Source organism: Glutamicibacter sp. AOP38-B1-38, from assembly GCF_052377485.1.
GTDB lineage: Bacteria > Actinomycetota > Actinomycetes > Actinomycetales > Micrococcaceae > Glutamicibacter.
In genome coordinates, this window is the sequence record NZ_JBQSWU010000035.1 from 1 (window position 1) to 26208 (window position 26208).

Annotated in this window: 22 protein-coding genes and 3 pseudogenes; 21 read left to right on the top strand and 4 right to left on the bottom strand. The window is 55.5% G+C overall.

Annotated elements, in window-relative coordinates:
• Window positions 1–203 precede the first annotated feature (203 nt).
• From ACT3TP_RS16525 to ACT3TP_RS16535, 3 genes and pseudogenes are all read left to right on the top strand, one after another.
• A pseudogene (locus tag ACT3TP_RS16525) lies at window positions 204–710 on the top strand (DUF4158 domain-containing protein); the annotation flags it as partial.
• Between the two features lie 150 nt (window positions 711–860).
• Window positions 861–1136, top strand: a pseudogene (locus ACT3TP_RS16530) (recombinase family protein); the annotation flags it as partial.
• A gap of 635 nt (window positions 1137–1771) precedes the next feature.
• Window positions 1772–2044, top strand: a complete 273-nt coding sequence (locus tag ACT3TP_RS16535) for a hypothetical protein (RefSeq protein WP_444621069.1) — start codon at window positions 1772–1774, stop codon at window positions 2042–2044.
• 362 nt (window positions 2045–2406) lie between these two features.
• On the opposite strand, the gene ACT3TP_RS16540 is transcribed toward ACT3TP_RS16535, so the two are convergent.
• Window positions 2407–2793: a TipAS antibiotic-recognition domain-containing protein gene (locus ACT3TP_RS16540; protein WP_096287904.1), complete on the bottom strand. Its 387-nt coding sequence runs from the start codon at window positions 2791–2793 to the stop codon at window positions 2407–2409.
• Window positions 2794–3257: 464 nt separating this feature from the next.
• Between ACT3TP_RS16540 and ACT3TP_RS16545 the strand changes: the two genes are divergently transcribed.
• From ACT3TP_RS16545 to ACT3TP_RS16555, 3 genes are read left to right on the top strand one after another with little or no spacing between them, the layout of a single operon-like run.
• Window positions 3258–3863, top strand: coding sequence for a recombinase family protein (locus tag ACT3TP_RS16545; RefSeq protein WP_096287967.1), 606 nt, complete (start codon window positions 3258–3260; stop codon window positions 3861–3863).
• A gap of 1 nt (window position 3864) precedes the next feature.
• Window positions 3865–6828: a Tn3 family transposase gene (locus ACT3TP_RS16550; protein WP_096287902.1), complete on the top strand. Its 2964-nt coding sequence runs from the start codon at window positions 3865–3867 to the stop codon at window positions 6826–6828.
• A gap of 46 nt (window positions 6829–6874) precedes the next feature.
• Window positions 6875–7447: an MFS transporter gene (locus tag ACT3TP_RS16555; RefSeq protein WP_444621070.1), complete on the top strand. Its 573-nt coding sequence runs from the start codon at window positions 6875–6877 to the stop codon at window positions 7445–7447.
• A gap of 184 nt (window positions 7448–7631) precedes the next feature.
• Here ACT3TP_RS16555 and ACT3TP_RS16560 read toward each other — a convergent pair whose 3' ends face one another.
• The gene (locus ACT3TP_RS16560) at window positions 7632–7796 is read right to left on the bottom strand and encodes a hypothetical protein (RefSeq protein ID WP_444621071.1); all 165 of its coding nucleotides are present in this window, start codon (window positions 7794–7796) and stop codon (window positions 7632–7634) included.
• Between the two features lie 603 nt (window positions 7797–8399).
• On the opposite strand from ACT3TP_RS16560, the pseudogene ACT3TP_RS16565 reads away from it, so the two are divergent.
• The 7 genes and pseudogenes from ACT3TP_RS16565 to ACT3TP_RS16595 form a co-directional block, all read left to right on the top strand.
• Window positions 8400–8960 (top strand): annotated as a pseudogene (locus ACT3TP_RS16565) (recombinase family protein); the annotation flags it as partial.
• Window positions 8961–9574: 614 nt separating this feature from the next.
• On the top strand, window positions 9575–9877 hold the full coding sequence (locus tag ACT3TP_RS16570; RefSeq protein WP_443439106.1) for a hypothetical protein: 303 nt from the start codon (window positions 9575–9577) through the stop codon (window positions 9875–9877).
• Window positions 9878–11122: 1245 nt separating this feature from the next.
• On the top strand, window positions 11123–11347 hold the full coding sequence (locus ACT3TP_RS16575; RefSeq protein ID WP_346058866.1) for a hypothetical protein: 225 nt from the start codon (window positions 11123–11125) through the stop codon (window positions 11345–11347).
• 329 nt (window positions 11348–11676) lie between these two features.
• Window positions 11677–13419 carry a helix-turn-helix domain-containing protein gene (locus ACT3TP_RS16580; RefSeq protein WP_443452131.1) on the top strand — a complete coding sequence of 581 codons (1743 nt, stop codon included), beginning with the start codon at window positions 11677–11679 and terminating at the stop codon, window positions 13417–13419.
• A gap of 1581 nt (window positions 13420–15000) precedes the next feature.
• On the top strand, window positions 15001–15810 hold the full coding sequence (locus ACT3TP_RS16585; RefSeq protein WP_443439283.1) for a ParA family protein: 810 nt from the start codon (window positions 15001–15003) through the stop codon (window positions 15808–15810).
• Complete coding sequence (locus ACT3TP_RS16590; RefSeq protein WP_443439282.1) at window positions 15807–16346, top strand: ParB family protein; 540 nt, start codon at window positions 15807–15809, stop codon at window positions 16344–16346. The genes ACT3TP_RS16585 and ACT3TP_RS16590 overlap by 4 nt, the downstream gene beginning before the upstream one ends.
• 572 nt (window positions 16347–16918) lie before the next feature.
• On the top strand, window positions 16919–17272 hold the full coding sequence (locus ACT3TP_RS16595; protein ID WP_096288473.1) for a hypothetical protein: 354 nt from the start codon (window positions 16919–16921) through the stop codon (window positions 17270–17272).
• Here ACT3TP_RS16595 and ACT3TP_RS16600 read toward each other — a convergent pair.
• Window positions 17269–18117: a DUF4113 domain-containing protein gene (locus ACT3TP_RS16600; protein WP_444621072.1), complete on the bottom strand. Its 849-nt coding sequence runs from the start codon at window positions 18115–18117 to the stop codon at window positions 17269–17271. The two genes, ACT3TP_RS16595 and ACT3TP_RS16600, sit on opposite strands and share 4 nt — an antisense overlap.
• A gap of 192 nt (window positions 18118–18309) precedes the next feature.
• Between ACT3TP_RS16600 and ACT3TP_RS16605 the strand changes: the two genes are divergently transcribed.
• The 8 genes from ACT3TP_RS16605 (at window position 18310) to ACT3TP_RS16640 (ending at window position 25412) form a co-directional block, all read left to right on the top strand.
• A complete protein-coding gene (locus ACT3TP_RS16605; protein ID WP_444621073.1) occupies window positions 18310–19383 on the top strand; it encodes a tyrosine-type recombinase/integrase in 1074 nt (357 codons plus the stop codon).
• A complete protein-coding gene (locus ACT3TP_RS16610; RefSeq protein WP_444621075.1) occupies window positions 19380–19724 on the top strand; it encodes a helix-turn-helix domain-containing protein in 345 nt (114 codons plus the stop codon). The genes ACT3TP_RS16605 and ACT3TP_RS16610 overlap by 4 nt, the downstream gene beginning before the upstream one ends.
• Before the next feature lie 803 nt (window positions 19725–20527).
• Complete coding sequence (locus ACT3TP_RS16615; protein WP_444621076.1) at window positions 20528–21700, top strand: hypothetical protein; 1173 nt, start codon at window positions 20528–20530, stop codon at window positions 21698–21700.
• Window positions 21701–22089: 389 nt separating this feature from the next.
• Complete coding sequence (locus ACT3TP_RS16620) at window positions 22090–22467, top strand: RidA family protein (protein ID WP_444621077.1); 378 nt, start codon at window positions 22090–22092, stop codon at window positions 22465–22467.
• Between the two features lie 129 nt (window positions 22468–22596).
• Complete coding sequence (locus tag ACT3TP_RS16625; RefSeq protein ID WP_444621078.1) at window positions 22597–23043, top strand: hypothetical protein; 447 nt, start codon at window positions 22597–22599, stop codon at window positions 23041–23043.
• A gap of 141 nt (window positions 23044–23184) precedes the next feature.
• A complete protein-coding gene (locus ACT3TP_RS16630) occupies window positions 23185–23496 on the top strand; it encodes a hypothetical protein (protein ID WP_444621079.1) in 312 nt (103 codons plus the stop codon).
• A gap of 135 nt (window positions 23497–23631) precedes the next feature.
• Window positions 23632–24117: a hypothetical protein gene (locus ACT3TP_RS16635; protein WP_443459598.1), complete on the top strand. Its 486-nt coding sequence runs from the start codon at window positions 23632–23634 to the stop codon at window positions 24115–24117.
• Between the two features lie 548 nt (window positions 24118–24665).
• Window positions 24666–25412: a formylglycine-generating enzyme family protein gene (locus ACT3TP_RS16640; protein WP_443459597.1), complete on the top strand. Its 747-nt coding sequence runs from the start codon at window positions 24666–24668 to the stop codon at window positions 25410–25412.
• Between the two features lie 168 nt (window positions 25413–25580).
• On the opposite strand, the gene ACT3TP_RS16645 is transcribed toward ACT3TP_RS16640, so the two are convergent.
• On the bottom strand, window positions 25581–25982 hold the full coding sequence (locus ACT3TP_RS16645) for a hypothetical protein (RefSeq protein ID WP_105678240.1): 402 nt from the start codon (window positions 25980–25982) through the stop codon (window positions 25581–25583).
• Window positions 25983–26208 lie beyond the last annotated feature (226 nt).

Genomic DNA, 26208 nt, shown 5'->3' on the forward strand with positions numbered 1-26208 from the left:
CCGTCCCTTTTCGCAGCTTGAATTTCTGAATAGGAGATTCCAGCAATTGCTAGTGGAAAATTGACGACGTTCAGTACCACAGAAATACCAATGCGCAGTTCCGAGACAAGGAGGAAAAGCGTTCACTAGAGTACGACTCGGGGTCTGGGGAAGATCGGTACGGAAATTCATGCTAAGGAGTCCGCTGCCTGTTGAATGGGGGCATGGCGGTCGATTTTCTAAGTGATGAGCAGGCCGCGGGGTTCGGCAGATTCCCCGACGAGGTATCAGCGGAGGACTTGGAACGCTTCTGTTGGTTGGACGATGCCGACCTGTCAGTGGTTGGTCGCCGCCGGGGAATGCACAATCGTCTGGGATTTGCCGTCCAACTGATCACGGTGCGGGCGGTGGGACGGTTTCTGACGGATCCGCTGGCCGTCCCGTGGCCGGTGGTGGAATCCCTCGCCGGGCAGCTGGGCATCGCCGATGCCTCGGTTCTCAAGTTGTACGCGCAACGGGGACAGACCGGTTACGAGCACGCCGCGGAAATTTCCGCCGTGTACGGGTATGTGGAATTCGCCGATCCGGCCAGGCACGAGGAGCTGAGGCTGTTCCTTTCGGCCCGGACGTGGACCTCGACGGAGGGACCGGTGCGCCTTTTTGAACGGGCGGCGCTCTGGCTACGCGAGCACAAGGTCCTCCTACCCGGCGTCTCCACGTTGACACGCCTGGTCTCGGAGGTTCGTGCCGGATCAAATGACCGCCTCCATTCCATGCTGGTCGACGCGGCCGGACCCGCCTTGATCCTGGAACTTGAAGGCCTGCTGCACGTCGGGCAGGGCTCCAGGCTGACCGCGTGGGAGCTGCTGCGGACCGGACCCTCGATGATGCTGAACCTGCTGGCCTCCTTGGCTGAGTATGAGCGTGAGCTGATCGTTGAGCGCGTCAACGCAGGGATCGCCGCGGCCCGGCAATCGGGCACCCGTTTCGGCCGGCCGCTCTCGGACCCGGCCGTGATCGCGGACAAGCTCGCGATCGCGAAGGACGCCCGCGCGAGGGGACGCACCGCAGAGGACGCAGCACGCTTGGTCGGGTGGAGCCGCGCGACGCTCTACCGCCATCTCGGGCAAGACTCCGGATCCGTCAAGGGCCAGTGATCACTGATTTCTCTGCGGAGTGCGGTCAAATTCTGAACGGCACATGTCCGAAGAGAAAAACCTCCGCGAGCGTCATTAACTTCACCCTCAGCTGGGGACCAGGATCATACGCTTAGCGCCAACCGCTGTAACGATGGTCCTACAGGCCAAATTTCAACATCCACATACGAAATCAATACCGGTCCGTCCTTAGCGTGAATTTCCGTAAGGATCTTCCCCAGACCCCAAATCCTGGTGGTCCTGCGCGTATTCTTCCTCAGTCATCTTGTTCTCTTTCCCGTTTGTGGACGCACACCCTATGTGTGCCAGACGGGAAGAAAGAAGGTTAGCGGGTTTCCTTGTATGCGGACGGAGACTTTTCCGGTCCTGAACGTTTTTGGGACGCGAAAGTTTCCCCGGCTTCAATGAGTGCCTTGTTCTTTGCTGACTGCTTTTCGGCCCAGGAGGTATCCCACCGCAACGGTTTGGATGCTTTCTTTCCCTTAACTTTTTTAGAGTTCTTGGGGTGGGGGTTCCTTTGCGTGGGCATTCTGTCTCCAACATGGTGAGTGTTCCTCTTAGTACTAGTTTGCGCCACAGCTTCTTCTTGGTGAAACGGGTGAGCGACAGGGGTTGCATCTTCCACCGGTCTAGTCATGAACTTTGCGTCCTATGGTGTGCCAGAAGGAAAATTTTTCTATCGAACCAATGCCTTTGTAATAGTTGCAATACCCCGCGCCCGGGTACGTCAGGTGTTTGCTGTGAATGGAACGGGTCATAGGCCAGAGATAGTCCTATTTATGGCGGAGAATCGCGCTACCGTCGGATATTTTACTTTTTCACAAGCCACCCCAATAGATGAAGTTGATGTGTGGCTCACGGTCTCCGGGGAGTCCTGGGTTCTTCTCTTTTTTGATAAGAAACTGTAATATGGTTTATATCAATCAACTGGAGGAAACATGAAATTCCGTGGAAAGATGGCCACCATGGCATTGGCAGTGGGCGTTGCTATAGGAGGTTCAGCTGCGTTGGCGGCGCCGGCATCGGCGGGTTATATTCCGAAGACCTGGAACGGAGGGGCGGACATGTACTAGGGGTCGCTTGTGAATTCGGAGAATATCTAGCGGTACGGAAGAAAGTTCCGCGTGATTGCTGGCATGCGGGCTCAGCGTCTGTCTAGATCATTCTGCAATCCGCGCACCCAGCCACCGAACGAACGATTTTCTAGGCGAGAGATACGGATGTAGGAACGGTTAGTGGTTTGACGCTGACCGTTCCTACACCTAGCGGGCTAGCGCAAGGAGGTCTGCGCGTAGATACTCATCGCGTCGGCGAGGAACGGCACCATGTCTGGGTGGTAGGCGTTGTGGAAGGCTGCCATGTCGGCGTTCTCCCGATAGTGGAGTGCCATTCCCACGTAGGCGCGGGCTGTTGGGACGTAGAATCTGCAAGCGATCCCATAGTGCAAGGCGATGAGGGTTTGTATCTGCTTGCTGCCGGGGTCTGCGCTGGCAACGAGAGGGCTCATCCGCTTATATAGTGCATCCCAGTCCGCGTGGACCAGTGGTCGGTCCACGTTTTCCCAGTGGTTGGTGGCGGCAAGGCTTTGTGTTTGTTCCTCGTTGAGCGCCTGTCGGCATTCGCTGAGATACGAGGAGCTGAGTGAATCGATGGTCATGGTTGTTCCTTATCAGTGGTGTGCGGTGATGAGCCGCGAAGTCCATGTAAAAAGGGCGCGCTAAAGGAGCGTTCCGCCTGAACGTGTACAGCAATGTCTGAACGCAGGAATCTGCGATCGACTTTCGCCGGCTCAGGCGGGTTTAGACAAGGCCACCATGGTTTGCACTGATAATCATCTGTTCACCATATCTTGTAATCCCCTCGCTATCTTCTCCGTTCGCTCGAACCCCTGGTCACAACCAACGGACATGGTTACAGGCCATGGACTGTTGACGGTGCCCACCGGGTCAGGGCTGTGCGGGAATGGAACGTTTTCGGCATGGTGGACGACTCTGTTTGCCGGGGTCACGATTCCCTTGGTTTCCGGCGGTTCCCTTGTCGGCCATTTTGTAGCATTAGTCAGTGCCGGTTTCTATGGGTCATCTTGCTGCCCTGTTGATGAGTTCCGTTACAGTTGTGGCTATGGGTGAGATGTTTGGGTACGCGCGCGTTTCGACGGCGGAGCAAAACGATGCGCTACAGCAGGACGCTTTGAAGGCGGCTGGTTGCTTCAGGATCTTTTCCGACCATGCTTCGGGAGCACTGGCCACCCGTCCCGAATTGGGCCGGCTGATGGAACAACTCCGTCCCGGGGATACTTTAGTTGTTTGGCGTTTGGACCGGTTGGGTAGGTCGTTGAAACATCTGATCGACACGGTAAACGTTCTGGAGGCCCAAGGTGTTGGGTTCAGGTCCTTGCAAGAGAACATTGATACGACTTCTCCCGGTGGGCGCCTGGTCTTTCACGTGTTCGGTGCCCTTGCGGAATTCGAGCGGGATCTGATCAGCAGCCGAACCCGTGCGGGCCTGGATGCGGCTCGCGCCCGGGGGCGTACCGGGGGTCGTCCTTCGTTGTTGGCCGGGGACAAGCTGGAGACTGCACGAAGCTTGTATGAGCAGGGCCAGCTCAGCGTAGAAAGTATTGGTGGCGTGCTCGGGGTCTCCCGCACCACGGTCTACCGGTCATTACGACAGTTGTCCGATTCCCCCGTGGGGCGCTCGTCCCGGCAAAAGCACAAGGACGCCTGAGGTGCCCCGCCGTCGTGTGTTGTCCGCCGCTGAACAAACGGCGCTGACGGAGATCCCCACTGATTCTGAGAGCATGAAGTCGCTCTATTTGCTGGATGCGTCAGAGTTGTCGTTGGTGCGTCAGCATCGTGGAGGGCCGAACCGGCTTGGGTTTGCCCTCCAACTTGCCCTGCTGCGGTTCCCGGGAATTGCCCTGGACGAAGAAACCGTGGTCCCATCTGAGCTGATCCGATGGATCTCTACCCAGATCGGTGCCAAGGAATCAGACTGGGCAAACTATTCGGCGCGGGCCATGACGCGGTGGGAGCACGCGTCAAAGGCCAAAGCGTTCTATGGTCTGTCCACTTATACCGTCGCTGATGCGGATGCCCTGGTCCAGGAATTATCGGCTATGGCGTTGAATACGACCAAGGGTGCCGCTGTTGCCGCTCATGCGGTGTCTTGGCTTCGTGAGGCCAAGATCGTTTTGCCCGCTGTAAGCGTGATCGAACGCGCATGCGCAGAGGCACTCACCCGGGCCGATCGCCAAGTCCAGTCAATGTTATGTGAGCCCCTAACTAACCGTCACCGGCGGCAGCTGGATAGTTTGCTGAAACGGCGTGAGGAAACATCGCTGACGTGGCTGGGTTGGGTCTTGCAGGCACCGGCCAAAGCAAAAGCAAAACACATCCTCGGACATATCGAGCGGCTCAAGAAGCTGACTTCCCTTGAGTTGCCGTTGGAGGCAACACGCCGCGTCCACCGGAACCGGCTACTGAAACTCGCCAAAGAGGGAACAGCGATGACGGTTGCCGATCTGGCCAAGTTCGAGCCCTCCAGACGACACGCGACACTTCTGGCCGTCTGTGCTGAAGCGGAAGCAACAATCCTGGATGAAATCATCGATCTGCACGAGCGGGTCATCACTACCTTGTTCAGGAACGCGAAGAACAAACAATCGAACCTGACTCAAGCCTCAGCGACGGCGGTGAACCAGAAAGTACGTCAGTACGCCCAGTTGGGTCGGGTCCTGCTCAAGGCACGCGAGACTGGTGAAGACCCGTTCGCAGCAATCGATGCCAACATCGGGTGGGACGCCCTTGCCGAGTCCATTGACGAGGCAACACAACTAGTCAACCCTGAGCGTGACGATCATCTGTCTTTGATCGCCGCACAGTTCCCAACGCTGCGAAAATATTCGCCAGCGTTCTTGGAAGCCCTGGAATTCCGGGCCTCACCAGCGGTAGCAGATGTTCTCGAAGCAGTGGTCCTCCTGCGAAATCTCAACACGACCAGGACCCGCAAAATCCCGGACACGGCCCCGACAGCTTTCATCCGTCCTCGTTGGAAAAGCGTTGTCTTCACCACCGATGGGATTCACACCGGATTCTATGAGCTGTGTGTGATGGTCGAGTTGAAGAACGCGCTCCGATCTGGAGACATGTGGGTCAAGGGCTCCCGGCAGTACCGGGACTTTGATGACTATCTCCTTACGCCCCATGACTACCACCAGCTCAAGCAGACCGGCAGCCTGCCGCTGCCGGCGCCGTTGACAGAAGAAGGGTTCTTGGCCCGGCGCCTCGCATTCTTGAATGAACGGTTGCAAGAAGTCCAAGACCAGGCGGCCGCAGGACTCCTGGACAGCGTCACAATCGTCAATGGACGGCTGAAAATCACTCCACACGAAACCGATGTTCCAGCAGGAGCGAAGCCCTTTGTTTCCAAGACCAGCGGCATGTACCCACGGGTACCGATCACTGACCTGCTCGTGGAAGTCGATTCCTGGACAGGTTTCTCTGATCACCTACCCAATATCAAGACTGGGCTCCCTGCCAAAGACAAACAGCTACTGCTTGCCGTGATCCTAGCCGACGGGATCAACCTTGGGCTGACGAAGATGGCCGAGGCCTGCACCGGTGTCACCTATGCCCAGCTCGACCGGGTCCAAGCGCACCACATCAGAGATGAAACCTACACCAGCGCCCTAGCCGTACTCGTCAATGCCCAACATGATCATCCTTTTGCCATGCACTGGGGTGATGGCACCACGTCATCTTCGGACGGACAACGCTACCGGGCCAGCAACAAGGCAGAGGCCACTGGCCATGTTAATCCGAAATACGGCAACGCACCCGGCCGGCTGCTCTACACCCATGTCAGTGACCAATACACCCCGTTCTACAGCAAACTCGTCAACGTCGGAGATCGCGATGCCACCCATGTCCTGGACGGGCTGCTCTACCACGAATCAGACCTGAACATCATTGAGCACTACACAGACACCAACGGCTACAGCGACCAAGTCTTCGCCCTGACCCACCTGCTCGGTTTCCGTTTTGCACCCAGGATCCGCAATCTGGCCGACACCCGCTTGTTCATTGCGAAGGGTAGCCCGGAGACACCGCTGATGGCACCGTGGGTTGGCGGCACGATCAATACCGCCTTGATCGACAAGCACTGGGACGAAATCCTGCGGCTGAGTGCCTCCATCAAGACCGGGACCGTGACCGCGTCGCTGATTGTGCGTAAACTCAGTGCCTACCCGCGCCAAAATGGCTTGGCCCTCGCGCTGCGGGAACTCGGACGCCTCGAACGCACACTCTTCACTCTCGACTGGATCCAGGACCCCGGGCTACGCCGCCGTGTCACCGCTGGACTAAACAAAGGCGAGGCCCACAATGCCCTGTCCCGTGCCGTGTTCTTCCACCGCCTCGGCGAAATTCGCGACCGTCCCATCGAAGACCAGCGAAACCGCGCATCCGGGCTGACCCTACTCACCGCAGCCATCGTGCTCTGGAATACCGTCTACCTCGAGCGCACCATCACCACGCTAAACAACACCGTCAACCCACCAGATCCAGCCCATTTGAAACACCTCTCGCCGCTGGGCTGGGACCACATCAATCTCACCGGCGACTACACCTGGCGAACCACCAAACCAGGAAAATACCGGCCCGTCCGCCACTCAAAACCCTCGTACCGCTAAATATTCTCCGAATTCACAAGCGACCCCTACTTTGAATACAAGGTCTGTGAGAGCGTTTCTTGTTGCGTTTGCGGCGGTCTGCGTCTTCGGCTTCAACATCCAGGTCATTGCGCCGTTGGCTGCCCGGGACTTGCTCAACGGTGCAGAGGAGTACGCCGGGTTGATTGTTTCTTCCCATACGCTCGGTTCACTGCTCGGTGCCGTGCTAGTTGCTCGTGCTGACCGGCATCTAAGAGGTTGCTATGCCGGGGGAAGCGTACTTCTTGGACTCGGATTGATCGCGTTCGTTATTCCTTCCAACGCGATGGAGACCATGATCCTTGTTTGCTCGTTGATTGCTGGTGTCGGACGAGGACTCACTTTGACCGCTTCGTCGACGATGGCTTCCACGTGGGGTGAGTCAACTGTTTTTCGTGAACGTCTCATTGCGTTGACTTCGATCATTTTTACGGCGAGCAATCTTGTAAGCGCGGGGATTATAAGCATGTCTTTGGCGTTAGGCAGTTCCACGCTCACCTTGTGGGTTTGCGGGGCCGGCTCCGTTGCAGCTGGGCTTTGCGCCATGATGATGCGATCGAAGTGGGACTCGGAAAATCGGTCTGAACCATCGGGACCCTAGAACCGATGATGACTACTTCGATAGTTCTAGCGCTCTTCCAGGGCCAAGAACTCATTGCTTTGTTGCCCACAGGGGAACGCTGTACCGGGCAAACAATCCCAGACCGAACGTTAATCTATAGTTTCGTCAGGAGAAGGTTTCTAACGCCTTCTGCTTGTGCTCAAGTTCCCTTGATGACCTGCATTTACCGGACGGTTTCTCCCTGCACGCTGGGGATGAGGATGTTCTCATGAATTCTGGTCCATCCTTGGGATTCCAAAGTGCGGGTATCAGCGTTATCTCGAACCAAGGAAGCTGACATGTTGCTTGGCATGGTCGAGGCAGTGACAATCAGGTCTGCTGCTCCCATGCCGCCGCAACCTGCAAACCATTGAGGGTCTGTTCCTGGTGGAACGACAATTATGCAACCTACCGAAGAATCATGGGACGCAGCAGCAAAATATCGTACCTGTTTGTGGGTTGTCAGAAGTCGTGAACTTTCCGCGTCAACAGTGTCGTCGAGCTCAACTCCCGTAGGCAGGACGTCGGCCGGCGTGCTCTGTGTCTCCAACGCCCGAATCCCGGTGTGCGATGAACATGCGCCGAGTGGCAACAATAAGCCGATACAAATGGCTCCGGAGAAAATCCTGCGAATACTCATTTTCATACCCCTTCAAACGGACATTATTGCAAGGGTATCTCAGTATCGGATTGGTAAGCCGAAGAATCCAATCGCGTGATTCGGGACGGAAGGGGATGCTTGGGAAAATGTTATCCATGACCCAATCCTGCCAGAAGCGCGGATCTAATACTGCGTGACAGAGATGAAAATTCAAGTGTCCCATATGCCGGTCCTTCACCGGACAGTTCACCGTACACCCTATACGGACACTTCATAGGTCACCATTAGCAAAGCAGCAGGTCAGCGGTTGGCGTGTCCGGTGGAGGACCCCTATGTGACACACTGATCTACATGTCTAAGATCATGGTCGGTTACGCACGCGTGTCCACGGAGGAGCAAGACCTCACCGCCCAGCGTGATGCCCTGGCATCCCTTGGCGTTGAACCCGAACGCGTCTATGTTGATCATGGCTTTACCGGCAGGAACAAGAATCGCGCAGGACTTCACGAAGCCCTCGCCGCCTGCCGGGCCGGAGATACCTTCGTCGTTACCAAACTCGACCGCCTGGCCCGGTCCGTCCGAGACGCCCACGAGATAGCCGACGACCTCGCCAGACGCGAAATCAGACTCAGCATCGGTGGTTCCGTCCACGACCCCACCGACCCAATGGGCAAACTGCTGTTCAACGTCCTGGCGATGATCGCTGAGTTCGAAGCCGACCTCATCAGCATGCGCACCCGCGAAGGAATGAAGGTTGCCAAGGCCAACGGCCGACTCCGGGGAAAACAGCCAAAACTCACCGTGAAACAAGAAACACACCTCCTCGAACTGCACGATGCCGGCAAACACACCATGACCGAAATGGCCGAACTATTCTCCATCAGCCGATCCACCATCTACCGGGCCGTTGAAGGGGTGGCTTGTGAAAAAGTGAAATATCCGACGCTAAGGTTTCTGGAACCGCGGCACTTCACCCTGATGAAGCGGTCTACGAACCAATGCTCCGCTCCGGGTGGAAACAACAGCGAAGCCGAAGTCTTGCCGAAGCCACCATCGAAGGCCGAACCTGCACCGCTTACATCAGGTGAACGTATCTTTCATTAGATGAAATTGCGGCCAGTAGGAAGATCTGCCCGGAAATTCACGCTAAGGAGTCAGCTGCCTGTTGAATGGGTTCCATGGCGATCGATCTTCTAAGTGATGAGCAGATCGCAGGGTTCGGCGTAGCCCTATCTACCGTGCCATCAAACGCGCCGGTGAGGCCGCTATTTAGATCCACAAAATTTCACCATCCACGTTGGAATGTCGTTAGCGTGAATTTCCGTAGAGATCTTCCCCGCACCCCAGGCCAGTACGGCGACGCTGAGCGACCGGAGTGAGCACAAGCACATCGTGATCTTCCGAGCAGTCTTACTTATCCCTATAGGGGTTTGTTTGCCTGGGCATCCCGAAGTGTTCCGTAAGCCGCTCCTCAACTGAGCTCATGTTCTCTGATGTACGCACGGCCGCGCAGGTAGGGTGTCTCTATGGGCACGAAAAACATGACGGTCGCTGGCGTTGATCCGCGCTATGTCAGTGAGGAAGTACCCAATCCCGTCTATCGGGTGGACTTCTGGGACGAATCCCGTGCCAGCCATGAGAACCGGCTGGAGAACGCGGGAAGCGTCGACGAAGTTCTGGCATGGGCGGAGGCGAACCGTCACGGACGCTATGTCGTGATCTGGGCCGAGTACAACTATGAAGGCGGCATAGGCATGCTCCGGTTGCGGGGGTGGGAACCAACTGAGGAGGGTTCACTCTCGGCCCAGGACCCCTACTTCTTGCAATGACCTCAGCGGCCAGTTGACCTACAGCAAACAAACCAGGAACCTGCCATCCATCGTGTCCCGCCTGAATCCGCAGTTCCCCTTGCGGACGCGAAATCGCAGTGCAGAGGACTTTGGGCACTCAGCGCAGTCGCCTTCGGAAAACGACATTTGGGAACCGTGGAATCATGCGGCCATTTTGTAACGCTTGCCGTGTACGCGCCACTGTAATGTCAATGTCATCAGGGCTTTGCGATACACAAGGCCCACGAAGGCCGGAACCAGGGCTACAAACCGGACAGAATATTTGGTCAACGGCTGCGCATTTATGGCAGAAAATCACACTACCGTTGGTTATTTTACTTTTTCACAAGCCACCCCTGACATCTCACCGTTGCGGTATGCACGGCCCTGGTTAAGGATCCACCGGTGCAATCGCCGCTCTGTGTCGTCTCCCTTGTGATGCGGAAGGCGGCGGTGGGCCTTCTGGAACTCTAGGACTTCAGCCAGTAGCTTTCGCCAACTGACTGTAGGCCGGTCCACTCCCCTAGCATCCAGTGCTGCCTCATGCTTGGCGCGAGTGCCTGGTGCGTATCTTTCTCTTGATTGAAAGTGTGCGTGGATTGTGGTGCATTGCCAGTGGCTTAGGTCTGATATTTCGCGCACGGTCAGGCCAGCGGCGTACATCATGTCCCATTCGGGATGCCTTGATACTTCCCAGCCAGCCATAAAGACAAAGCTACTCCAGCGCCTCGTAGCATTGAAGAGGCCCGCTGGGATATATCGATCTGATATTTCGTGCACTGTCAGTGCCGTGCATCATGTCCCATTCGGGATGCCTTGATACTTATCAGACCGCCATAAAGATAAAGCCACCCCGTCTAGGCGTTAGCGAAACGACACGACACGACACGCTGAGAATATTTAAATTATTTTTAAATTATTTTTGTTCTTCCCACTTCTGACACTCAAACGGTGCCAAGAGGCGTAAAGGTACCTTTCAGGGCTTAACCACCTTTTAGAAAGTTAGTTTTATGCCTGAATTTTGAGAGGATTTGGGTGAAAAAGGGGCTTTTGGAGAAACGGCAAATGAACTAAAGGTACCTTTTGCGGCTCGCGGTACCTAAACCGCACTTTGCCCCCTAAACCTCCGGACTCACGAGGAAAACAACCTCACAGAAACCTTACTTACATGGTGGTAGTTTCGTATGTAGTCGGAAACAGTTACAGACCCAACGGGTTCGGAACAGTAGAGCGAGGGAAGTAAACATGGCTGCAACAGGAAACCGCGGAGGCGGGCGACGGAGCAAAGGCGAGCGCTTCTTTGTAGGCACTCGTGTACCTGTGGCTCACCAGGAACAACTGAAGGAGGCTGCCGCACGCGACAACCTATCCGTTAGTGAATTCGTGGAGAACTTGATTGTTTCAGCTGTAAATGATCCCAAGCATGGTTCTGGACGTAAAGGCCCTGACCGTTTAAGCCTCACGGCTTAAAATAAGGAGCCCGCATGTAGCGGGCCCCTGGAAGTATGTGTTCCTCGTCGGGAAGCTTGCCGGCCAAAGACGAAGAACTTATTTAGTTAGATCCACAAAAAGAGGAAAGGAGGTAGAAAACCCAAGGAACCAGAACACTCGAAGAGCGCTCAGACTCCGACCTTATGAGCAAATGATTCATCATTCACACATCGGGCTTTTGCCTGCCATCCTTTTGAGAGGATACCGCTATCGTACAGCAGCTCTATGGTGCAGTTCCACTGTCGACCCCAGACACGGCTCGGCGAGCCGCCACGTTAACGTCCGAAGATGAAGCTGCATGGGCTTTATTGGCGCCACTTATTGCAGGCCAGCCTCGAGTTCGCATTTCGAAAGACGCTGGCAAAAATTACCCGCAAAAATTTGAACGTGATTTAGCATCGGCGCGTCCTATCCAACCGGCTGCCGTCCTCATTTATGGCCGTGACGGACTTTGTGCAACCATCTGTCTGGACTTCGATTCCTCAGCCGCTGGTGGAGAAGCTCGCGTCGCAGCTGATGTGCTTGCTGTGCAGTCCTGGCTGTTTGAACACGGGGCACGATGGATTGAGGACCAATCCCCCAACGGCGGCCGACACGTTTACATTCCGCTTGTAGAGCGCATGCCATTTCATCAGGCACGCAGCCTCGTTGAAGCGTTGGCCAGCCGTTACCCATCGCTGGACCCGACACCGCATCAAAACCTTCGTCACGGATGTATTCGCACGCCTGGCTCCACGCACAAAACTGGTGGCGCACAGAAGTTGGAAATGAGCCTGAAGATGGCTCATAACGTTGCTACTGAACGCAACGCGTTCTCCACAGTCAACTCATTGTGCGATTCGTTACGTATTGAAATCCAAGCTGCCAATGAAAGACGTGAAGCCGTTGCTGTGCCGGCCGAGACTGGCAGCATCGAATCAGGCACCTTGTCCCTTCGCATCGCTCTGATTGCCACCCAGGGGATCTACGACACCGGGCGGTACGACAGCCCTTCAGAAGCGCGTATGGCTGTCCTCGTAGCTTGCGCAGCTAGTGGTATGAAACTCACTGATGTTGAACGACGCATCAAGCAGGGCGCATGGCCAGGGCTAGCTCAGTTCTATGCCCGTTACTCCCCCACTCAGCGTTCCAGTTCCATGCGGCGAGATTGGCTCAAAGCCACAAAATTTGCTGCCCGCGAGTCCCAAGGACAGTATGTCCGTAAAACCAACACAAGCGGGCTTCTAACACAGGGGGCTAGGGATCAGGCTGTTTCTTCTGGTTCGAATTCTGAACATCGCTTTATTCGTACTTGGCGTTCCGCTCTGAATCTCGTGGAATCACGCTATCAATCAAGCCGTGCTGGCCTATCTCGCCGTTTGGTTCTTCGAGCCTTGGGAGCTGGAGCGCATATGACTGGAAGTCGTGTAGTTGAATTCGGGGTCCGCTCACTATCGATTGCTTCAGGTGTTGAACCGACAACCGTAGCGTTTCATCTACGAGCTTTGCGTAACGAAAAAGAACCGCTCATCCGGCACGTTGGCGAGGCAACAGGGACGACAGGCGATCAGTATGAACTGGTCATTCCTCCCGCGCTTATGGAAGCTGCGAGCAACGAAACTTGGCAGAAGGGTAAATTGCATTCGTTGCGCCCAGCGTTCAGGGAGCTCGGTGTCACCGCAGCATTTGTCTACGAAGCTTTGGAAGTTTTAGGTGGCACTCTTGGCGTCAGCGAGATCAAGAGCAAGACTGGGTTGAGCCGTAGCACGGTCCATGAAGCCCTCGAAGTGTTAGCTGCATGGGACTTGGCCGAACGCACCAAACAAGGCTGGGCCTTAGTCACCTCAACAAACCTGAGTTCTTTGGCAGAATCCTTGGGTGTTCTTGACTTGGTGCTCAGCCAAGTGTTGTTGTATCGCGAACAACGCGCTCAGTGGCGAGCCTGGTTGGCCGAACGGATCAACCGACTCCCCCAGCTTCTTGAGCCGGATGAGGACTACCCCTTCGAACTCTTCAGTGGTCCGCCTGATGATTGGTCACTGAGCGATATGGCGTTCCGGACTGCCAGCTGATAAACGCTTCGTTCCCTCCTTATCTCATCTGTAATGGTACCTTTATCACCTTTTGCTCTATTAGTACTCAAATCCACTGTCTACAAAATGTCACAGGTTACTGCGCCCACTACTACCCAAGCAGCGCTACTATTTCACAACCCAAATACCCATTCCTCTCTTCGCCGCGAAGATCCGACTACCCCAGGGCCGCTGAATGCTGTCCTGTTGAATTCGTCGAAAAAATCAAAAAGGTACCTTTAGTTCACTTTCCACTTTTATCACTAGGTTGCCGTGTCATGCGCTCGCTCCCCACTTCCGGAATTTTCGCTTACCAGCGCCCTTCATGGTTGCCAAAATCCGCATACCCATCACTCACACTCGTTGCGGGCGTAAGCGATTGCTACCAAAGGAAAGATAGCTCTAAAAGTACCTTTTGGTTACCTTTCACCTGCTAGACCCGCAGGACGCGCTTCCGAGATGTCAGCTTCGAGACTATCCCTATCCACGAATATCAGCACAATGAAGAACAAGAGTGCAAAAGGTACCTTTAGTATTTAATGATCATTTGCGACGTCTCGCACCAAGGGCCGCCATTCAAGCAGTTAGTCCCAACAGCCTGCACCTACGGCTGCAAACGGCCAAAGGAGAACCACCGACCATCTCATACGGCCCTACCAGAAGGGTATCTGGTGACGGAACAGTACTGTGTGAGCTAGTGAAAAGGTACCTTCTTCGCTAGGACTGCGATGCCGCCGCGGAGTATTTGTTCTTCGCTGAGGGAGTAGGCAGACCTCTCAATAACGAACTCATACCCACTGAGCCCCTGGCTACACCCATCGGATCAATTTAGGCAGGACGAACGTTCAACGCGCGCTTGATGAAAATTCAGTTAGACCTCGCAACCTAAACCGCAGGCTCTTTTCCTTGAAAGCTCTTTAAAGCCTTTGAAATGAAAAATGCCTTTGCGCCGTTGAGGCCAAAGACCCTATTGGTTAGTCGTAACGTGAATCTTCTGTTCCGTTGGCTCCTTCTGCGCCTTATGGGAAAAAAGTTCTTAAGTATCTAAAGGTACCTTTATGAAAAATTGTTCGTTGAAGATCCAGACATAATACCATAAAAGGTACCTTTAGTTCCAAAAGTTCACAAGGTAACCAGACAGTAGACTTTGCACCCATGCGTGAGCTCGATTAATATTGCTAGGCAACGCAAACAATTGAGACTGTTTGCAACGGAGGACTATTTGATGTGTCTTCTTATTAACAGTAACTACAAAATTCTAAAGGTCCCCGAGGTGTAAAAGGTACCTTTAGGATCAAAGGTTCAGAACAAGGTGCTGTTTCCTAGAGAGTCATTGACTCCATAAGTTTAAAATGTTCTAAAGGTACCTTTATCTCAAAATATACTTCAGTACCTTGAGTGCGAAAGGTACCTTTAATGAATCTGTAACTTTTTCTGAAACGTTTAGGCGTGGCGCGTGGCAAACAGCACCGCATCCCGTCTAGCGTGTGTTTAAGAAATGTGGTTTGCCGGCCTACTTCGCATACTTTTTGCAGCGCATTAAGCCGGCAACCCGTCATCGACGGCTTGAAAGTAGGCAATATGCCAGCGCGAATCATCGCAGTCTGCAACCAAAAGGGCGGGGTCGGCAAGACCACCCTCGTCACAGGTCTTGCTGAGGTGTTTTCACGCGACCATGGCAAACGGGTCCTGGTGATTGATGCGGACCCTCAAAAGAACACGACTTCAGCATTAGGCGTATACGACCCGGAATTCACCCTAAACGATGTTCTATACGGTGACGAAGAGCAGAATCATAAGATCACCCCAGGTATTGCAGCTGACGCGATCATTCCAGCGGGGGAGGCCTGGCAGGGTAAATTCCCGACCCTTTCCCTTATTGCTTCCGAGCGCAACCTTGCTTCCCGTGAACGTGACTCCATGATGGCTCGCGAGCGGCGTCTACGCAATGCCCTTAAAGGCGCGATCGACGATTTTGACATCGTACTAATTGACTGTCCGCCTTCTCTTGGCTTGCTCACTGTGAATGCCTTGACTGCAGCAACCCATGCGCTATTCATCAGTGAAGCCCGAGTTTCCTCCGTGGAGGGGCTTACCGAAATTGTCACCACTGTCGCCGAGGTACAGGAAAACCTAAACGACGAACTAGACGTTGCCGGCATTGTGGTCAACAAATTACGCAAGGGCCGAGTAGATCAAGAGCACTGGGTGCGTAAAATGCGAGAGGACTACGGCGAATTAGTGCTTGATCCAGGATTACCTGACCGCGAAATTTTTGCCAAGGCACAAGCGGCCGCGAAGCCGCTGGCTTCCTACGGAAACTCAGCATCATTGCTGCTGAAATCACTGAGACGAGTAGCGACTGCGGTATGGGAAGGGACTGCGTCATGACTTCCACTCCAACACCTGGACGCGGGGGAGACGCCGGGGCAGCTCTTGGACGACTCAAACAAAACCGTGGCTTGAGCAAGGCTGTAGACCGGAGTGTTGTGTCCGAAATGTCTGCGTCAGAAGATGAGCAGCAAACAGCGGCAGCAACTCAGGAATCTGCCCAGCAGGCAAAAGCGGCACAGATCCAACAGCCAGTTGCCCCAGTGCAACAGACACCTGTGCAACAGGTTGTTCCGGAACCGGAGCACGCTTCCCAATCTAAACCGCAACCCGCCGTGGCCAAGCCGTCCGAGGATCCAACTCCCAAGTCAAAGTCGCGCCGCAAAATGTCCTTGGCTCCCACAGACGATGAGCACGATCGTATTCGCCAGACGTTCATGGCAACTCGGCACATCCACCGCTACGCTAGCCTGAACGATTTCTTGCGGGCTTGCGTTCTGCAAGAAGTAACCCGTCTTGAGGATGAACACAATGGTGGGCAAGTCTATGTGTGGGAAGAAGCAGAGATACCAAAGGGACGCCCATTGCGTTTCTAGAATGTATGGCTTCTAGATTCAACTCGCTATTGTGCAGTGTGTCCGACATGGTTTCCTGGAACAATCGCTGAGAAGCTAAAGGTGAAAACATGCGCATCAGCATCAGCATCAGCATCTGTATCGTGACCGCCGATATTCACTAGATCAGACCACCATGAGTTCTTCTATAGGTAGCTTTCAATCCCAATGCGAGAATTTCAGTTGCGCCAGTTTATTGTCACTGGTTAGGAAATCTCCTGAACTCAGCATGTGAAGTCTGTCCTTTGGAAAGGTGATCTAGGAAGCGGCGCGGTGCCGGGTGCGCTGCCTTCATGACAGCACGCCGCGCCACCCAGGAATATGCCTCCTGCCCACCTTTGCACAGCAGAAAACAGTCGACCACCCGCACCCAAGTCACACGTTGCGGTACCCGAGTTCAATCGCCACAAGCGAGTGTGACCCCTGCGCGGCCTCTCAACAGTGTGTAGTGACGTTGAGCCAAACCGAAGAACACCGCGAGGAAGATCCGGGAACTGTTCACGAGCCACGCTTCCTGCTCATAGCTAATGTTCCGAGTAGAGAGAAGAACGCCGATGAACCGCAGAGCCTCCGAAGGACTCAAAGAAAAGTACGCGAAGTACGTCAACGAACAATTGGTTGCCGTGGGTGAACCGCCGATGACCGAACCATTTGAGCATTTACTTGCAAAAGTTGAGTTTGAGAGCAGCAACTTTAAGCAGATTGTCACGGTACTGACAATATTTCTAACTTTCATCGCGATCACGATCGCAACCGCTAGTGCCTCGGGAGCCTATCTGGGAAAAGAACTTCTTATTACCTATGCAGGGATGATTACTGTTCTTCTGGTAGTTGCAATCATATTTACTCATCCATCGGTGGCAGCCAAAAAATCTGCGATCGCTGTATATCGGCATCGTCACCCCTAAGCGGCTTTCACAGTCATCAGCTCCTTCCAATGGGTGGTGTAGCGAGGGCTGATCATCTCCCGGCGCATTTCCCAAGCTGGCCCTTGCTGCAGTCCTGCAGCGCCTAAACCAATAGCTTTCACCCCGTGCTCGCTACGGATCTGCTGGATCAACGGGCCGATCTGTTTCGCCTCATGCGCTGACACGAAAGGCACGAACGTGTCCTGCATCGCCACCGGCTGCAGATCCATGACCACCACACCAGCCCTGGCGTACTTCACCCCGACCAGGATCTGGGGGAGTAGTTGCTTGGCTGCCTTGGTGAGAACCACCGGATCAGCCGTCGGCCCAGGTAGCTTCACCGTAATGGCTGGCTGGTGATCCTGATGCTGGTTGAAATAGCTGGTCATCGCCCACGCACTGAGAATTCTGGCTTGCTTCTGGTGCTTGTGCAATCTTGCAGAGGCTTGCTGCGCATAAATCCCCATCACCTGCTCCATCCCCACCCGATCAGTGACCGGATCAGAGAAGCTGCGAGAGAAGATCAGCTGATCTTTGATCACCCGTTCTTCCTCCATCGGGATACATGGGATACCGCGCAACTCCAAAACGGTGCGCATCTGCACAATGGAGAACTTATCCCGGATACGCACCTCATCGGCGTCCCGCAGCTCTTTTGCCGTCCATATCCCCAAGCCCCGCAACCGTTTAGTCAGACGGGGACCGATGCCCCAGATTTCGACCGTCGGAAGGCGGGCTAACAGGTTTTCGGTGGTGGTCCGTGGGGCGCGGTCCCAGACGCACACCCCGCCTAGCACACTGAGTTTTTTGGCGCACTGGTTCGAAAGTTTGGCCAAGGTCTTCAAGCATGGGCTGTTGCAGGGAATGCAACTGGATACGTATCTAACCGTGGCCAATAGCCCGAGAACCCAGGAAACGGAACTTGCAATTTCAGCCTAGCCATTGAGACGTGGCATCGTCCATTGACAGTTGTTGCATCTATTCGTACAGTCATCGATTAGATGCAACATTTCCTGGACGTCAGCAACCTCCGGCAAGTGCTATCGCGCGATTCCGGAACCGCGGCCCTTCACCCAGATGAAGCGGTCTACGAATCGATGCTCGGCTCCTGGGAACAACAGCAGCGAAGCCGAAGCCTGGCGGAGGCTACCATTGCGAACCGCACCTCCTTCGTGAGGCGCTTTGTAGAGTACACCGGTTCCTACCCGTGGCATTGGCAAGCATCAGACCTGGATGAATACACCAGTTCCATGCGTTCCAAACGACTCGCGCTTTCGACCATCAGGCAGCGGCAGGGAGTTTTGCAGGTTTTCTGCAACTACCTGGTCAGCCCCGACTATGACTGGGTGGAGATTTGCGAGGCACAGTTTGGAGAAATGCCATCCCAGATCTGTCTGCCCTGGAACACCACAAAACACGTCGCGGACTACGAAGGTCTCCCGGCCAGGCGAGCACTGACCTTCGATGAGATCCAGACGCTGTTCAACTACGCCGATTCCCGGGTCGAAACAGCAATCCGTGATGGTCGCAAGGGTGCGCTGGCAGCACTTCGCGACGCCCAGATGTTCAAGACCGCCTATGCCTTCGGCCTGCGCCGGGCAGAACTGCGCGGCCTGGACCTACACGACCTGCACGCGAACGCACGCGTCCCCCAGTGGGAACGATATGCCGCCATGCATGTTCGATGGGGCAAAGCGAGCAAGGGAAGCGTGCCAAAACGCCGGACCGTCCTGCTTGTTCCGGAACTGTCATGGTGGATAGATGGTATGCGGCAATGGGTCGACGAAGGCAGGGCATTGTTCTTACCCGGTGACCTGCCAGCGCTCTGGCCCACCGAACGGAAAACCCGCGTGTCCCTCGAATACATCGACCGACGGTTCACGGCCCTGCGGCGCGAAGCCGGCCTCGACCCCGCGCTGACATTGCACTGTCTGCGCCATTCCTACGTCACGCACTTGATCGAATACGGCTACGCAGACCGATTCGTCCAAGAACAGGTCGGACACCAACATGCCTCAACGACGGCCATCTACACCTCCGTCAGCGGCGACTACAAGAACCGAATACTTGCGGACGCCCTGAGCCGCGTCAACACCCTGGAGATACCGTGAGCAAACATGTTGAGACCGTGTGGAACCTGCGCCGGCTGATGGCCGATCAGGGACTCTTCAAGACCACCGAATTGATTCCCCTGCTGGAGGAGTACGGCGTCAGCCTCTCCCGGGAGCAGGTCTTCCGGCTGGTCACCCAGACACCCGAGCGGGCGAACCTGAGCTTCATCGGCGCGGTGTGTGCCGCGCTGAATTGCACGGTCTCGGACCTGATCGAGGTCCACATCGTGGAAGAAAAGGCCGCCATGAACGCCACCGAGCAGACCCGGGGCTCCATCGGTAATCTACGACCGAAGCCTGCGAGGATCCACCGCCCGCCACCGGCCCCGCAGGGCTCATGAATTCCCCGCCAGTGGACCCGGACGTGGCCCTTGCCGGGATTATCCACGCGTGCAGGAAAGCGGCACCGGAGCTGCCCGATTCCGTCATTGCCTCGGCGGCTCTCCTGGCGTGCGGACCGAAGGCCCGCACACGCTTCGCCCGCGAACTGGCATCAAAACCCGACTTGCTCACCTCGGGCCGTTCCGATGCCTCCCCGACGGCGTACCGCCTGATCAAGGAACTTCGCACCCGAGGCTTCGAAAATATCCAGCTGCCTCGTTGTTCCTCCTGCGGGCTGGCCAAGAACCTTCCACACCGCGACGATCAGGGAGGTAAGCGATGCGGATCGTGCAACCGCCGCGCGACTACCCCTGATTGCACGTCTTGTGGCGAGGTCCGCAAGAGCGGATACCGGATGATCGATGGCGAACCCTATTGCGCGCCCTGTTGGCGACGCGATCCCCGCAGCTGGGAAATCTGCAGTCTCTGCGCAAACCCCGGAATCACCGTCGTCCGAAGCGCCTCCGGACCGATCTGCAAGGAATGCTACATCTATCCCTGCACGGCATGTTCCCAGTGCGGCGAGCTTCGCCCCGTTATGACACGCAAGGAAGGCATGCCGGTGTGCATGCGCTGCTACCAGTCGCTGCGCAGGTACCCCCGCATTTGCTCCCGCTGCGGCGAATACCGTATCGCACCTTATCTCCGCGAGGAAGGCCCTACCTGCCCCAGCTGCGCGGGTCAATACGATCTGGGTCGATGTGCCGGATGCGGCAACGACCGAAGACGACTCCAGGGCATCTACTGTGCCGTATGCGTTGCCGTGCGCCTTCTCCGACCGCTGATCTCCGATGACCAGGGCAATCTGCATCCACAACTGAAGGCCCTGGAGCGCTACTTGCTCCGGAACCCGGAAAATGCCGACACGGTGGTTAGCTGGGTCCGGCGCAGTCCGATGGCACGCCTCGTGCACGACATAGCCACCGGACACCTTCCGATTTCCCTGCGGGCGATAGCCGAGCACCCGGCAACCGGCGCCACCGGATACCTTGCCGCCTTGCTCATGGAATCAGGCGTCGTGCCCACCGAAAATTTCGACCGCATTCGACTCGAAGTCTGGGAAGAAGAGCACTTCGCAAGTTTGCCAAATCCAATCAACCGGTCGCTTCTCAAGCAATACGCCGCCTGGATTGTCAACCCCCGGTTTGCCGATGTGGCGCACCTCAGCACGAAGGATGAAAGCCTGCGGTATAGGGGCTCCAAAGCCCATCTCATCGCTGTCGCGGAACTCCTCGGCACGCTCGATGACCTCGATTTGGATCTCGGAACCCTGCCCCAGCGCACGTTCGACGGCTACGTGGCGACCCGTGGCAGGGCCGGCAAACAACTTACGCCCTTCATCCGCTGGGCTCGTACCCAAGGCTTGACGCGCCTACATAGCGAGTACCTAAAGAGTGTTGTGGGAACTTCCGGGACATCCGATGATGAGCGATGGGCATGGGCAAAGGATCTGCTCACCACCGAAGACATCGGATTGAGTGCGCGTGTCGGCGGGCTCCTTGCCATCATCTACGGAACAGCACTGACGCGCGTTGTCTCACTTCAACGCGATGCCGTCACGCTGGATGGAGACATCACCTACCTATCCCTTGGAACCGAACCAATCAAGCTTCCCACGGCACTCGGCGTGCTACTCAGGAAGCTTCTGGACACCGAGTCCGGATCGGGCCCGGAGAACAGCATATGGATCTTCAAGGGCCGGCGAGCAGGCCGCCACCTCACGACCGCGACGATCAGGGGACCGCTGGCACGAAGAGGCATCAACCTTCGCGCCGCGAGGAATGTTGCTCTCATGAACCTCGCCCGCGACCTGCCACCTTCGGTCCTGGCTGAACTCCTAGGGATCTCCATCTATGCTGCGGAACGCTGGAGCACCCACAGTGGCCACGACTGGACCGACTACCCCCGTTTACGCCTCACGACCGGACCCGTCTAGGCTTCTGGGCCGGATTCCATGCATCCTCGGCTGGGTGTGTAGCCAACCGCTACAGCGTTCCGTTTCACGCCCCATCATCGAACAGTTCACCGAATACCCCTTACGACACAGTCAGTGACTCGAAGTCGCAACAATGCATGTCAGGGATGGGTTTGCCCGGTGGAGGACCGTCTTACGGGACACTTCCAGTTTTCATTCCGAACAACACTTTGGTGGTGACAACACGACAAGACGTGAATCACTAATCGCGTAGATTCCGGTCATGGTGGATACCTGATGCATCTAAGAATCAGAAGCCGTAACACTATGTGGTTGTTTCAAAGCAACTACATAGTGTTGTAGGCGTTCTGTTAACTACGTCATCTCCTCGGAAGAAGTGCGCATAACTCATGCCTGAGCACCATTTCAGCCCCAGCCTTCATCAGTCCACTGCCCCGTTTTCGCACTTCGTTCGACACGGCGACACTGGATACACTGCCGGAATCATCGGTCAACGAACAGATGATGGCTCACTCGTTTCCGATGACGTCGCCGCGCAATGCGAGGCGATGATGATGAATCTAGAGACACTGCTGGAAGAGCTTAATCTGGACTTTTCGAATCTCCTGAGAACAACGATCTACCTCACTGATTACAAGGATTTCGGAACCATCAACGCCGCTTACGCTAAGCACTTGAATGAGCCGTACCCTGTTAGGACAACGATCCAGGTAGCCGAACTTCCACTCGGTGCCAAAGTGCAGATCGATACGATCATCGGATTCTAGCGATTGCTGCCCGCTAAAGGTTCCTCCAACGGCGCCCACGCACGATCGCATTTGGGCCATGTAGCTCGCCTGCATCACGACTTGATGACGGTGGGTGCCCCGATGCTGGCGATGTGGGAGACTCTGCAAATGAGACGTCGAATCGCCTTCACCGCCATCCTCATTGGGTCGCTGGCAGTTTCAGGGTGTGTCGAATCGTTTCCGGGAGATCAGAAGCTGCCTCAGGACCTGTTCAAAGCGGCTCGCCAGTCCGAACGAGCACCAGCTGGATTCCATGACGATGTACGGCGAAAATCGTGTGGACAGGTGACGCTCGGACAAGGCGAACAGGTTCCTACCGATGCGGTCGACTGCATGGATTCCGCCATCGGCCGTCTGGATGCTGAGCTCGCCGTCGTTTCGCTCACCACCGAAGGAGATCCGATTGTGGACTTCTACCGCACCTCGACAGGTACGCCAGGGGTAGAAGTATTCACCGACGGTGAGTTTGACAGCTATGGGTCGAAGGAGTGGGTACACCAGGATTGCCCAAAAACGACTACTCACACGTCGCTGCAGGGCTGCCTTGAGAACTAGTTCGGCCCGCCTCGTTTCGTACGCTACACATGTCCCGTAGGGCGTTCCCCTTGCGGGCTCTCCTCCAGCGGGGCCGGCTATAGGGCTTGGCTCCCCAGCTAGAAAAGCAGGAACAATGGGGTTTTTGGATAGGCTAGGAAAATGCCATCTTCTCTAGTAATCACTGTGCGTCCGCACTGGATCTCTTCAACGTTCCTTCGTGTCTTTGCTAAACCGTTCGTGTCCGTCGACGGTGTTGAATACCCCACGCAATGGGGCGTTCATTGGAAAAGCGTTGTAGAAGCTGGCGATCACGTCGTTAGCGCGGGCATCCGCTATCGAGGTTCTGAAATTCTCATGGGACAATCGCCAACGACTTTCACCGTGGGGAAAGACAACGAAACTACGCTGATAGCTCGCAATGGTTTGCTGAACCATACTCCGTTCAGCCTTACTAAAATTTCGAAGAATTAGTCGTACAACGATTCAAAGTCGTAGATGCCGGATCTCGGAAGTATCAGAACGGATATTGTCCCGCAATCCGTTGGGCTTACGGGAAGAGACAGCAGTACCCGTAGAGAATCTATTGGGTGGCGCTAGGCTGGCCACATGATGACGATTGTTGCAGCTCCAGCGGATCTTATTGTCGCAACCAGTGACGGCGTAGACGTACGGTTTGCCGGCATCGAGTCGATTGCCGATGTACCGATCGTTTCCGGCGAAACGCTGGGAAGAGCGGGCCTCAGGATCTACTTTCAAGGGATTCGCAACCACGAGACTTGGCAACGCGACGTCCGCTATGAAGAACAACTGGTGCAATGGGCAGACCTGAGGAATCGTGATGGGGCGGGAGCTGCGGGAGACGCGCCTTCAATGCCCGGCCAGCTCGTTCTTGGGCCGGTTGGAGCGGTCATCTCGGACGACGTGGGAACCACTTATCGATCGATTGCCGGACAGGTCGCCGGGAGTGCGACGGGGTGGGAGTCCACCTGGGTATATCTTCCCGAGCGTCCGAAGACGGCGCAGATCCTCACCCTTGAATTCACCCTCGATGATGAACCAACTGGCAAGACATGCCAAGTACGGCTGGACTGACTCTGGAATTGCCCGTTTTGGGTTCCTCTGCTGGGAGCGTACGCAACGTTATTTAGCGCTGCGATCCGAACGTCAATTGTTAATAACCCTCGCATTTTTAACCGGCATTGGGATTGTTTCCGAGTAAACGTACAAGCGATGCTTTTCGCGGAGCACCGAGCGGTTTCTCGGGCTCGGAGTCCATTTCTGCGAACAGTTCGAAGGGTCGCCCAGTCGCGTGCTCCTCCACCCAACGGAGCGCCTCTGATACGTCCCGCACCTCAACCAGTAGAAAAGCATCTAAGTTCCAGCCGTACCCAGGACGAGGTTGTTCCCAAAAATTTACTCGGTAACAGGGCCAGTCATCTGAGTCGCGTGGTTCCGCGTGAACTGTTTCTATGGCGCGCATGGGACCAATATACAAGCATGCACCGGTAGGCTACTGGTATATCCTGACGCCCTAGCTGCGTTCGACCATTGGAGCCAGTAAACAGCGTCTCAGTTGCGGTTCCCCTTGCAGGCGCTCCTCTAGAGAACCGCTTTGCGGGACGGCATGGGAGCATTGTGGAATGCCTACCTTTGACCTTCGTCCGCTGCCGGCCGGACAAGTGGAATTGCACGATGCACGACGGAAATACCGTTGGACCGTCCATCTGGAACCATTCGAGATTGGAGCCGCCACCGTCACAACGGCGCAGTACGCGCAACTGATGGGTAATAGCGAAACAGGCTCCCAATCACCTCTGGTAGATATCAATTGGTTGGAAGCCATCAAGTTTTGCAATGCAGCGTCAATGAATGAAGGTCTTGCCCCTGCATACATCTTCGAGGCAGGCGAGGTGACTTGGCAGACCAACGCCTCCGGGTACCGCCTGCCCACCGAAGCCGAATGGGAATATGCGTGCCGCGCTGGCACAGTGGGGCCACACTACGGATTCCTTGATGCCATTGGATGGACAGCGAATGACAAGCTAGAGGGGCCGAAAGAGGTTGGTCAAAAATTACCCAATTCCTTCGGACTCCACGACACCCTGGGAAACGTATGGGAATGGTGCTGGGATCTACTCGATCCGGCCCGCTACGACGATTACCGAGTCTTCCGTGGGGGAGGTTTTGCTGATAAGTCGTGGAGCGTGCGGGCTTCGACTCGTCGGGGTGGTGCGCCTGGGATGAGCCACCCTGATCTTGGTCTGCGCATGGCGCGGGGTGCTTTCGATGATGCACAGGCAGCGCAAGGCTGGTCAGCCGAGGCTGATTCTGAACGGGGAAAGATAACTGGCATGCTGCCATCCGGGTGGACGCCCCGGCGATACTGAGGCTGACCAATGCAGGCCAGCCCATATACTCGGCGGCAGGTGTCCCACAGGCGGTTCCTCCTACGGGCATGCCCTAGTCGATCTATATTGGTATGCCTCAGTCCAGCGGATGGATGGATTTACGCGTTTTTATCGTGTGACTCAATGTTTTCTCGAGACGAGCCCGCGCTACTTAAGCCGTTCGTAGGTGGCTTGAATTTTGTTGTACTCATTGATCGCAGTGATTTTCTGCATGTCCTCACCCGTGCCGTGAAGAATGCTTGAAGCAATCATGCCTAATGCAACTTTGTCGTAGGCTCCACCTTTAGTTCGCACGACTAGCTCGCCTTCAGCCGGGGACTCCCATGAATCGACGTAGAACGTCGGACCACTGAGTGCACTGATATTCCTGGCTCCATTCGCTCCGAGCCACTCATTGATTTTTGTATCCGCCCATTCTTGGCCGCCGTCAGTGCCATGTTCAAGTTCCTCTGCTGGGACAACTGATGGGCCGGGCGCGACTTCGTAAGCAGTACATCCAGAGAGCGCGAGAGCCATAATCAGGGTGGCACTCGTGACATTTTTCTTCATGGGTTCCTTCGATCTGACAACGAAGAAGAGTTAATCGATAGCTCTGGCATGAATCCAGCTTTGTCTTCTCTGCTGCAATAGTAGCGAGAAACCGGTTGGACTCCCGCTCGCGGAGGAAAAATATGCATGTTTCAGAGCGACGATTTTCTCTGCGAAATCAGTTAGAAAACCAGACTCTGAAGAACCGCTTAGAATTACGCCATGAGTTCAAAGAGATTCACGGCAA